The sequence below is a fragment of the Archangium minus genome (genome assembly GCF_044360475.1).
GTDB lineage: Bacteria > Myxococcota > Myxococcia > Myxococcales > Myxococcaceae > Archangium > Archangium minus.
Map to the genome: position 1 here is coordinate 834,234 of NZ_CP043494.1, position 11,702 is coordinate 845,935.

General features: G+C 69.4%; 5 protein-coding genes. 4 read left to right on the plus strand and 1 reads right to left on the minus strand.

Going from position 1 to position 11,702, the window contains the following annotated elements:
• The first annotated feature begins 100 nt into the window (after nucleotides 1-100).
• The 4 genes from ptsP (at nucleotide 101) to F0U60_RS03555 (ending at nucleotide 8,002) form a co-directional block, all read left to right on the plus strand.
• A complete protein-coding gene (gene ptsP / locus F0U60_RS03540) occupies nucleotides 101-2,971 on the plus strand; it encodes a phosphoenolpyruvate--protein phosphotransferase (protein ID WP_395813939.1) in 2,871 nt (956 codons plus the stop codon).
• On the plus strand, nucleotides 2,971-3,936 hold the full coding sequence (gene pfkB / locus F0U60_RS03545; RefSeq protein WP_395813941.1) for a 1-phosphofructokinase: 966 nt from the start codon (nucleotides 2,971-2,973) through the stop codon (nucleotides 3,934-3,936). The genes ptsP and pfkB overlap by 1 nt, the downstream gene beginning before the upstream one ends.
• Entirely contained in the window at nucleotides 3,933-5,780 is a 1,848-nt protein-coding gene (locus F0U60_RS03550) for a PTS fructose-like transporter subunit IIB (RefSeq protein ID WP_395813943.1), read from the plus strand. Before pfkB ends, F0U60_RS03550 begins: the two co-directional genes overlap by 4 nt.
• Before the next feature lie 200 nt (nucleotides 5,781-5,980).
• Entirely contained in the window at nucleotides 5,981-8,002 is a 2,022-nt protein-coding gene (locus tag F0U60_RS03555; RefSeq protein ID WP_395813945.1) for an alpha/beta fold hydrolase, read from the plus strand.
• A gap of 171 nt (nucleotides 8,003-8,173) precedes the next feature.
• On the opposite strand, the gene F0U60_RS03560 is transcribed toward F0U60_RS03555, so the two are convergent.
• A complete protein-coding gene (locus F0U60_RS03560) occupies nucleotides 8,174-11,422 on the minus strand; it encodes a GAF domain-containing protein (RefSeq protein ID WP_395813947.1) in 3,249 nt (1,082 codons plus the stop codon).
• Between the last annotated feature and the right edge of the window lie 280 nt (nucleotides 11,423-11,702).

Below are 11,702 nucleotides of genomic sequence, written 5' to 3' on the forward strand. Positions count from 1 at the left end.
CCGAACACTGGGAATTTCCTAGGGGTTTTGGAATTTCCACTCCCCAGGTGACACGATTCAGCAAACCTCTTATTAAGTTCCACTACAAGGAGGATGCAAGATGCTCACGCTGACTCGGGAGGACGTCCGGCTCGGCTGTCGCGCCGCGGACTGGCGCGCGGCTCTGGCTCAAGCCGCCGAGGAACTGGTCCGGGCTGGCCGCGTCTCCGCCGAGTATGGCGAGGGGTTGCTTGCTCGAGAGGCCCAGTCCTCCACGTATCTAGGTAATGGCATCGCCATTCCGCACGGCACGCCTGAGAGCCGATGCTATGTGCGCTCCACCGGGGTGCGCGTGCTCCAGTTCCCCGAGGGCGTCAAATGGCATGACGGCTCCCAGGTGAACCTGCTGGTGACGATCGCCGCGCAGTCCGACGAGCACCTGGACATCCTGCGCCAGCTCACGCGTGTGTTGGACAGGGAGGGTGTGGCCGAAACGCTGGCTCGCGCGACGAATCCCGAGGATGTGCTCGCGACGCTGACCCACCTCCCGGTGTCGGCGAAGCTCGACGCGGAGACGCTCTGTCTGGGTGTGCCGGCGCGAGATCATCTGGAGCTGGCCATGGCCGCTGCGTCGCGTCTACGTCATGCCGGCTGCGTGGAGTCGAGCTTCGTCGCGGCCATTGCCGGACAGCAGCCGCTGCCACTGGGCCAGGGGCTGTGGCTCGTGTTCGCCGCCACCGGCGTCAAGACACCAGCGCTGGCGTTGGCGACGCCGGAGAAGCGGTTCCAGGATGCGGCCGGAGACGTCGTGGGCGTCTTCTGCCTGGCGGCCCATGGTGATGCGCATCGCGTGCTGCTCGAGCGTCTGGACGGGATGCTCGCGCGCGGTGATGGCAACACCCTGGATGGACTTCCCGCCGAGCAGATCCTCTCGCGGTTGGCGGGTGAATCCGCACGGGCCGAGACCGCCCGCGTCCGCCTGCTCAACCCGCACGGCCTGCATGCGCGGCCGGCTCGGGAGCTGGTGCTGGTGGCGCGACAGCAGACCGCGCAGGTCTACGTCCGCCTGCTCGAGGGCAGTGGCGAGGCGGTCTCCGCGAGCAGCCTGACCCGGATTCTTGGCCTGGGCGCGCGTCGTGGCCAGACGCTGGTGTTCTCCGCCGAGGGTGAGGGTGCTGCGCAGGCCGTCGCGGCCATGGTGGAGGCCGTGCGCGGGGGACTGGGCGAGCCGGTGACGCCGCTCGACGAGCGGCGCGAGCGTGAGCGCGAGGAGGTCACCGCGCGTGTTGTCGAGACAGCGCCGGTTGTCGTCCCTCCTGTGCCCGACGAGCCGATGACGGCTGTGCCGGCGGCGCCAGGTGTAGCGATCGCACCCGCCTACGTGCTGCGGCTGCCGGAGTTCCGTTATGCCGAACGCGCGGAGGACGCTGCTCGCGAGCGCGAACGGCTCGGGCGCGCGCTCGTGGGCGCTCAGCAGCAGCTCGAGGCGCTGGTGCAGCGCACGGTGGGCGGTGAGGTCTCGAAGATTCTGTCCATCCACGCGGAGATGTTGCAGGACCCGGATTTGCGCGATGCGGCCCACGAGTCCATCGGAGAGGGCGCATCGGCCGAGGCTGGCTGGTGGAGGGCGATCGACACCGCGGCGCGTGCGCAGGAGTCGTTGGCGGACCGGCTGTTGGCCGAGCGTGCAGCGGACCTGCGCGATGTGGGCCGCCGCGTGCTCGGTCTGCTGTGTGGCGTGGAGATGCCGACGCCGCCGGAGCAGCCTTACATCCTGGTGGCGGATGATGTCGGGCCCTCCGACGTTGCGCGGCTGGATACGGCGAAGGTGCGCGGTCTTGTCACGGCGCGCGGTGGGGCCACCTCTCACAGTGCGATTCTCGCGCGGGCGCTCGGCATCGCCGCCGTCGCGGGGGCGGGGGAGCGCGTGCTGGCGTTGACGTCCGGAGTCGAGCTCATCGTGGACGGTGAGCTCGGGCGGGTGGTCGCGGCTCCGAGCCCGGTGCGTCGCCAGCGCACCGAGAAGCGCATTGAGGAGCAAGAGGCGCGGCAGCGGGCGGCCCATGGTCGGCGTCACGAGGAGGCGCGCACGCTCGATGGGCACCGCGTGGAGGTCGCCGCGAACCTGGGCAACACCGCGCATGCCGCCGATGCCGTCGAGCGCGGCGCCGAGGCCATTGGTCTGCTGCGCACTGAGTTCGTGTTCATGGGGCATCCACAGTTGCCGGACCTCGAGACGCAGATCGCCGAGTACCGCGAGGCCTTTGATGCGCTGGGAGGCCGTCCGCTGGTGGCGCGCACGCTGGATGTCGGCGGCGACAAGCCTTTGCCCTATTGGCCTGTGGGGCAGGAAGACAATCCCTTCCTCGGCCTGCGTGGCATCCGTTTGACGCTGACGCGGCCCGAGGTGCTTGAGACACAGCTGCGTGCCCTGCTGATGGCCGCCGGCACGCGCCCGTTGCGCATCATGTTCCCGATGGTGAAGGACATCGAGGAGTTCCGGGCGGGCAAGGCCCTTTTCGATCGTGTCCAGGCCGAGGTGAAGGCGGCCGATGTGCAGCTCGGGGTGATGATTGAAGTGCCGTCGTGCGCGCTGCTCGCGCCCACGCTCGCGAAGGAGGCAGACTTCTTCTCGATCGGGACCAACGATCTGACCCAGTACACGCTGGCGATCGATCGCGGCCATCCGCAGTTGTCCGCGCAGTCCGATGCCATCCATCCGGCCGTGCTGCGGCTCATCCAACTGACGGTCGAGGCCGCGCATGCCGAGGGGCGCTGGGTTGGCGTGTGCGGTGAGCTCGGTTCGGATCCCCAGGCGGTTCCGGTGCTGGTTGGCTTGGGGGTCGATGAGCTGTCCGTCAGCAGCCGACGCGTGCCGTTGGTGAAGGCTCGTATCCGCGAGCTGACGCTGGTCCAGGCGCGCGAAATGGCCGCGCTCGCGCTGCGGCAGCCCACCTCCGCCGCGGTTCGCGAAGCCCTGGAGGCCTTCTGATGGCGCGCATCCTGACGCTGACGCTGAATCCCGCCCTGGACCTCGCCATCCAGTGCGGCCCCCTCCGGCTCGGTGAGGTCAACCGGACCGAGAGCACCCGCCTCGACGCTGGTGGCAAGGGCATCAACGTGGCGCGTGTCCTCGCGGGGCTGGGTCATGAGGTCACCGTGTCGGGCCTGCTCGGCACGGACAACGAGGCGCCCTTCGTGCGGGCCTTCGGTGAATGCGGGCTGCGCGATGCGTTCATCCGGGTTCCGGGCGAGACGCGCATCAACGCGAAGCTCTCCGAGCCGGGCGGGCGCGTGACGGACCTGAACGGGCCCGGCCCGCAGATTCCGGCGCACGCGTTGGACTCGCTGACCGAGCGCCTGGAGTCGATGCTGCCCGGGCTCGATGCGGTGGTGATCTCCGGCAGCCTCCCGCCGAACGTGGCGCCGTCGAAGCTCGCGGGTCTCATCTTCATGGTTCGTGCGCGTCAGGTGCCGGTGTGGCTCGACACCAGTGGAGCGGCGCTGATGTCGGGTCTGGCCGCGCGGCCCTCCGGGGTCAAACCCAACGAGACGGAGCTGGCCGAGTGGGCGGGCCACCCACTCGACACCCCCGAGGCGCGTCTGCAGGCGGCGCTGCGGCTCAACGCCGAGGGCGTCGAGGATGTGATTGTCTCCGCGGGCGCAGAGGGGGTCGTCTGGGCCCAGCGAGGCAGTGCCCTGATGGCGACGTCGCCGCGGGTTCCCGTCGTCAGCACGGTCGGCGCGGGCGATACGCTGCTGGCTGGCATGCTGCACGGCATCCTGTCCGGCCTGCCTCGCGAGCGGGGACTCCGTTTCGCGACGGCGCTCGCCGCCGAGTCCGTGCGCCATGTCGGCGTCGGCGAGCCGAGGACCGCGGATTTCGAGCAGCTTCAGCAACAAACCCTCGTCCGAAGTCTGAGCTCGGACTCCTTCACTGGGGGGAATCCCGGATGAATGTGATTGTCATTACGGCCTGCCCCAGTGGGGTGGCCACGACGTTCCTGGCCTCTCGGGGTCTCGTCCGCGCGGCGACGCAACGTGGCTGGAAGGCCGCCGTGGAGATGCACAGCCAGCTCGCCCCGTTCGTCCCGCTCGACAGCGAGACGCTCGCCGCGGCGGACCTGGTCGTCGTCGCAGCGAGTGCGCCGGTGGACCTCGCACGGTTCGTCGGCAAGCGCGTCTATCAGGCGCCCATCTCGCAAGCGCTGCCGGATCCCTCCGCGTTCCTGACCCGCGCCGAGCGTGAAGCGAAGCCGCTGACCGTGGCTGCTGGGGCGGGTGATGGTGCTGGTGCACCCGTGGTGCCCGCGCCGCCCGCAGCCGCTCGTGGCACGCCGAAGCTCGTGGCCATCACCGCCTGCCCCACCGGAGTCGCCCACACGTTCATGGCGGCCGAGGCGCTGACCCAGGCCGGACAGGGGTTGGGCTATCCCATTCGTGTCGAGACGCGAGGGTCGGTGGGTGCGCAGGACGTGCTGACCCCGGAGGAGATCCGCGACGCCGACGTCGTCATCCTGGCTTGCGACATCGAGGTCGACTCCTCGCGGTTCGTGGGCAAGCGTGTCTTTCGGACCTCGACGAGCGCGGCGCTGAAGAAGTCCGGCCAGACCATTCGCGATGCCCTGGAGAAAGCGAAGGTCCTGGGCGGTGAGTCGGGCCAGGCCGCGGCCGGGGCCGGGGCCGGTGGGGCAGAGCAGGGCGAGCGGCGCGGCATCTACCGGCATCTGCTGACCGGTGTGTCGTTCATGCTCCCGATGGTCGTCGCGGGCGGACTGTTGATCGCGCTGTCATTCGTGTTCGGCATCGAGGCCTTCAAGGAGAAGGGCACCCTGGCGGCGGCGCTGATGGACATTGGTGGTGGCGCGGCCTTCAAGCTGATGGTGCCGCTGCTCGCTGGCTACATCGCGTACTCCATCGCTGACCGGCCCGGAATCGCTCCCGGAATGATTGGCGGGTATCTGGCGAGCAACCTCGGGGCCGGCTTCCTCGGAGGCATCGTCGCTGGCTTTATCGCGGGCTACGCGGCGCAGGCTGTGAGTCGGTACGTCAAGCTCCCGGCCACCGTGGAGTCGTTGAAGCCGATCCTCATCATCCCCTTGGTGGCGAGCCTGGTGACGGGACTGGTGATGATCTACATCGTCGGCACACCCGTGGCCGCGATCATGTCAGCGATGACGGCGTTCCTGACGAGCATGAACTCGGGGAACGCGATCCTCCTGGGTTCGCTGCTCGGCGCGATGATGTGTTTCGACCTTGGCGGTCCGGTGAACAAGGCGGCGTACACGTTTGGTGTCGGTCTGCTGTCCGCGGGGGCGGGTGGCTACGGGCCCATGGCCGCGATCATGGCGGCCGGAATGGTGCCGGCCATTGGCATGGGCCTGGCGAGCCTCATCGCTCGCGCCAAGTTCTCGAAGCAGGAGCGCGAGGCGGGGCAGGCGTCGCTGGTGCTGGGCCTGTGCTTCATCTCCGAGGGCGCCATTCCGTTCATGGCCAAGGATCCCCTGCGCGTGATTCCGACCTGCATGATCGGTGGCGCGGTGACGGGCGCGATGTCGATGTACTTCGGCGTGCAGTTGATGGCGCCACACGGCGGACTGTTCGTGCTGCTCATCCCCAACGCGGTCAATCACGTGCTGCTGTATCTGCTGTCGATCGCCGCTGGCTCGGTGCTCGTGGGGGGCGGGTACGCGCTGGTGAAGACGGGCAAGGCGGAGCTGCCAGGCGTGACGGCGCAGACGCCGGGCAAGTCCTGGAGCGCGAGCGCAGGGAGCGATCGCGCGGCGGCGGGTTCGAGCTGAGTGATATTCCCTCTCCCCTCGGGAGAGGGTCAGGGTGAGGGTAGCCGAGCCCGTTCTCTTCAACCCGTGGCCCTCAGTGTGGACCACGGGTTCAACCCGGGTTCACCCGATACCCTCACCCCGTCCCTCTCCCGGAGGGCGAGGGGAAATTGCCGCGGTTTTCAGCGCATGTCCCTAAAGGGGATTAGGGTTCGCGGGCCATGAACCTCCGAACCCTCACGCCCCTGCTCGTCTCCCTGATGACGGGCCTTCCCTCCGCGGTGCTCGCGCAGACCGCGGAGAAGTCCGCTGCCCAAGCGCCGTCCACGGTGCAAGGCATTGCCCCGCTGCCCGGTCAGCCCAACCTCCTGGTCAGCGGCGTCCCCTCGATTCCTCCCGAGCTGCGCAAGCGGGTCCTTCAGTACCTCGAGTCGCGCGCGGCGAACCTGATGGACGTGAGCCGGGACGGCAAGCAGGTGCTCATCGCCACCCGCTTCGCGGACACCAACCAGCTCCACGTGGTGGAGCAGCCCCTGGGCGCCCGCTTCCAGCTCACCTTCACGCCAGAGCCCATCAACACCGCGCGCTTCCTCCCCACCGACGCCAACATCCTCTTCTTCCTGCAGGATGTGGGCGGCGGCGAGTTCTTCCAGGTGTTCCGCCTGGACCGGCGCAACGGCCGCTCCGAGCTGCTCACCGATGGCAAGAGCCGCCACGAGTCGCTCTCCGTGTCCGATGACGGCAGGTGGCTCGCCTACGGTGGCACGGGCCGCAACGGCAAGGACACCGATGTCTACGTGGCCCCCACGGACAACCCCAAGCAGGCCCGCCGCGTCACCGAGGCCGAGGGCTCCTGGTTGCCGCTCGACTTCTCCCACGATGGCTCCAAGCTGCTCGTCATGCAGTTCCGCGCGGCGGATGACGCCGACCTGCACGTCATCGACGTGAAGACGGGCGAGCGCCGCCAGCTCACTCCCAAGGAGGGCAAGGGCAGCGTGAACGGTGCCGCCCTCACGCCGGATGGCAAGAGCGTCTACCTCGTCACCGACCGCTACGGCGACTTCGCCGCGCTCTACAAGCTGGACCTCGACAAGGCGCCCCCGTCCTCCGAGCCTCCGTCCCTCACGAAGTCCATCCGCTGGAACGTGGAGTCCATTGAGCTCTCCCCGGATGGGAAGACGCTCGCCTTGGAGACGAACGAGGATGGCTACAGCCGGTTGTACGTGTTGGACACGAAGCGCGGCACGCTCTCTCCGGTGGAGGTGCCTCGCGGGGTGATGGGACGCCTTACCTTCCCGAGCGGGCGCTCGGACGTGCTCTCCTATGCCCTCTCCACGTCGCGCTCGCCCATGGATGTCTACCAGGTGGACCTGCGCACGAAGAAGAGCACTCGCTGGACGCGCTCGGAGGTGGGCGGTCTGGACACGAGCACCTTCGTGGAGCCGGAGTTGGTGCACTACAAGTCCACGGAGGGGGTGGAGGTCCCCGCGTTCCTCTACATGCCGCGCGAGCGCAAGGGGAAGGTGCCCGTGGTCATCGTCTTCCACGGCGGCCCCGAGGGACAGAGCCGGCCGAACCTGAGCACCTTCAACCAGTTCCTGGCGGTGGAGTTGGGCATGGCGGTGCTGGTGCCCAACGTGCGCGGCTCGGAAGGCTACGGCAAGGCGTACCGGGCCATGGATGACGGGGTGAAGCGCGAGCAGAGCCTCGCGGATATCGGCGCCTCACTGGACTACATCGCCTCGCGGCCGGAGCTGGATGCTTCGCGCGTGGGCGTCTACGGCGGCTCCTACGGGGGCTATATGGTGCTGGCCACCGCCGCCTTCTTCCCCGAGCGGATCCGCGCCGCGGTGGACGTGGTGGGCATCTCCTCGTTGCCTACGTTCCTGCAGAACACCCAGGCGTACCGCCGGGACCTGCGCCGCGCCGAGTACGGGGACGAGCGCAAGCCCGAGGTGCGTCAGGTTCAGGAGCGCATCTCGCCGCTCAACGCGGTGGAGCGCATCAAGGCCGCGCTCTTCGTCCAGCAGGGCGCGAACGATCCGCGCGTGCCCCAGTCCGAGGCGGAGCAGATCGTCAAGGCGGTGAGGGCTCGGGGCGCGGATGTCTGGTACATGCTCGCGCTCGACGAGGGCCACGGCTTTGGCAAGAAGGCCAACAGGGACACCGTCACCATGGCGACCTTCCTCTTCCTGGAGAAGCACCTGGGCGCGCCCTCCAGCACGACTGGCAGCATCCGCTAATCACCGGCTCCCTCTCCCCTCGGGAGAGGGTTGGGGTGAGGGTAGCCGACCCCGTTCTTCAACCCGCGGCCCTCGGTGTGGACAGGGGGTTCAACCCGGGTTCATCCAATACCCTCACCCCGTCCCTCTCCCAAAGGGAGAGGGGAAATGGCTGGGGATTGGTCTTTTGTCTCAGGCCTGTGTGAAGGGCAGCTCCACTCGGAAGGTGGAGCCCACGCCCAGCTGGCTGCTCACGGTGATTCGGCCGCCCATGGCCTCGAGGATCTCCCGGGCGATCCACAGCCCCAGACCGAAGCCACCGTAGTGTCGCTCGGATACGGCGCGCTCGAAGCGGCCGAAGACGCGCTCCAGGTGCTCGGGGGCGATGCCGATGCCCGCGTCGCGCACGATGATGTGGGCGCGCCCATCCCCGGCTTCCACGGTGATGTCGATGGGATTGCCTTGCCCGTACTTCACCGCGTTGGACACGAGGTTCGTTACCACCTGCTCCAGTCGCGGCCGATCCCAACTCCCGGGGACCGGGGCCGGTGCGCGCAGGGCGAGCAGCGAGCCCGTGCGCGCCAACTCCGGCTCGAAGCGCGTCACCACGTCGCGCACCAGGGCGGTGAGCTCCAGGGGCTCCGGCCGCGGCGCGAGTCGGCCCTCTCCCAGCCGGGACACGTCCAGCAAGTCATTCACCAGGCTCATCTGCCGCTTCACTTGCCGGTCCACCACCTCCAGGCCGTGGCGCAGCCGCTCCAAGGAGATTCCCTGGGGAGCTCTCGCCAGTGCTCCCTGAAGGCGCTGCACCTGGAGCAGGAGGGCGGTGACGGGGGTGCGCAGCTCATGGCTGGCGATGGCGAGGAACTCCTCGCGCAGGCGGATGGCGTCGCGGGCGTCGCGGTAGAGGCGGGCGTTGTCGATGGCCAGGGCGGCGCGCTGGGCCAGCTCCTGGGCCAGCGTGAGGTCCTGCAGGTCATAGCTGTGCCGCGAGGAGACGAAGGACATCGCGCCGATGGTCTGGCCACGCACCCGCAGGGGCACGCACAGGTAGGAGCGCGCCGCGGCCTCGCAGGGCAGGCAGGAGCTCTCGTGCGAGGGGAACGGGCGGTGGGTGCAGTCCGCGCACAGCTCCGGCCGCCCCGAGGTGATGACGCGCGAGACGGCGGACTCCCCGGGCGCCAGCGGCCCCAGTTGTCGCGGCGGCTCCTGTAGCTCCCCGTCGGCACGGGCAGTCGCCACGCAGCTCACCGTGCCTTCGCCATCGAGCAGGTACACGTAGCACCCATCCGCATACGTGGGGACGGCCAGGTGCGCCACCCGCTCCAGCGTCACCTCGTGGTCCAGCGAGCTGGCCAGCACGTTGCTGGCCTCCGCGAGGAAGCGCAGGGATTCCTCGGTGCGCTTGCGCTCGGTGATGTCCGCCATCATGCACAGGCACAGCTGCCTGTCTCCGGCGATCCTCACGGGGGTGGCCCACAGGGAGACGGGGATGGGTATGCCGTCCCGCCGGTGGCGGTACGTCTCCTGGGCCAGGACGGAGCCGCCGCGGGCGACGTGCGCGAGGTTGTCGCGCAGCTCCTCTCGTTTGTCCTCGGACACGGTGGGGATGAAGCGGCCGATGACCTCCTCGGCCTTCCAGCCGAAGATGCGCTCGGCGGCGGGGTTCCACAGGCGCACCGTGCCGTCCAGGTCCACCAGGGTGATGGGCATGGGCGAGGCCTGGACGATGGCCTCGAGCGTGAGGTGGGCGTCGCGCAGCGCCTCACGGGCCTCGCGCTCCTGGGCGAAGAGCCGAGCCCGCTCGAGCGCCTGGGCGGCATGGTGGGCCAGCAGCGAGAGGAAGACGCGCTCGTCGTCATCGAAGCGGTGCACCCCGGGGAAGCCCAGGGCGAGCACGCCCAGGTCGCGCTCGTCCACCCGCAGGGGCATGAAGGCCAGGGCGAGCGGGGGCGAGGAGGGGGCCAGCTCGCGCAGGCTCCGCTCCGTCACGGGATAGCGGTGGGCGAACTCCTCTTGAGATTCGAGCAGGATGGGCTGCCTGTGCTGGAGGGCCTCATCCAGGGGCGTGCCCTGCCCGAGCACCAGGGTCTCCACGGTCCTGGCCACCTCGGGCTCGAGCCCCACACCGCGTAGCAGTTGGGCCTGGGTGTGGGCCGCGTCGAGCAGCCACAGGCATGCCACCTGGGCGCCGATGGCCGCCACGCCCTGGTCGATGACCACCTCCGCCACACGCGGCACGGTGAGGACCTGGGAGAGGGCGGCGTTGAGTGTCTGGAGGCGGGCGGTGCGCGCGGCGACGCGCTCGGCGCGGGTGCGGGCCTGCTGCGCGGTTTCATAGAGCCAGGCGCGCTCGAGGGCCTGGGCGCTCTGCCGCGCCAGGTCCAGCAGCAGTCCGCGCTCGTCCGGGCTGAACGTCCGGGCCTTGTCGAAGCCGAAGGAGATGGCGCCTAGCGTCCGCCCGCGAAGCCGCAGCGGCAGGGCGGCCACGGCGCGTGTCACCGAGGGCTCCGCGACGAGGCTCTCCGGGAACGAGGCGGCGAACGCCTCTCGAGACTCCAGCCACACGGGCTCCCCCTTGCGGTAGGCCACGGCCACGGGCATGGGCGCGGTGATGGGGAAGCGGTCGGGGTAGACCTGGGTCCAGGGCGCCAGATTCCGGTGGCTCACCACCTCGAGCTGCTCGGGCACGTCGGCCTTGGGGGTGACGGCCAGGGCCCGGTCCGCGCCGATGGCGGCGCTCATCTCCTCGACGATGACGCGGGCCACGTCCGCGGGGGAGATGGCTTCAGAGAGGGCCTCGGTGACGCGTTGCAGGCGTGCGAGTCGCTCGGCGGCCACCTCCGCCGCACGTCGGGCCCGGCGCTCGGCCTCGTAGGCGCGGGCCACGTCCAGCGCCAGCCCGGCGCGCTCCACCAGCTCCTGGAACAGCTGCTGCTCGGCCTTGTCGAAGGGCGGCTCGTCCAGGCTGCGCAGGACGGTGAGCGTACCCAGGGCGCGCTGGCGCGCACGCAGGGGCAGCAGCAGCAGCTGGGCGGGGGCGAGGGGCGCCAGGCCGTGCGTGTGAAACGCCGGGAGCTGGCCTTGGGCCAACTCCTCGGAGGAACAGAGGAGGGGCCTGCCGGTGCGCAGCAGCTCCGCGTGAGGATGCTCGTCCACGGGCAGCGGCTCGGTGGCCAGGTGCCGCAACAGGGGGTGCGCTCGTGCCTCCGTGTGGGAGGAGGTCACCGGGTTCAGCCAGCGGCCATCCTCGGACAGCAGGTGGACATGGCAGGTGGTTCCGAGCCGGGGGACTACCAGCGCACACAGGCGCTCCAGCACCGCGGGAGGCTCCAGGCCCGCTTCGACGAGCTGGTGGGACGCATCGGCGAGCAGTGTCAGACGCTCGGCGTCTGGCACTCGGGCCTTCTTCGCGCGTGCCTCTCTGGCTCCTGCTCCCACGGGATCTCCACTTGATGGCCCATGTGAGCATGAAACCGCGAGCTCCAGTGCATCCAGGGAGTTGGGTATCCCACAGCCTACCGGGTAAACGATGGATTCCAGACGGAAGGTCCCCTGCTGCGGGGGAACTGGTTGGAGCCTCAAGCAGGCAACAAGCCGCTGAGTGCGTGCTCTTCGTGACGAAGCGTGGAGAAATGCGCAGGGATTCCACGGAATCCATGGCTCTGCGGTGCCAGGACGGTGGCAAATGGCTGTTCCCGGGCCGGGGTTGGGCTAGAGG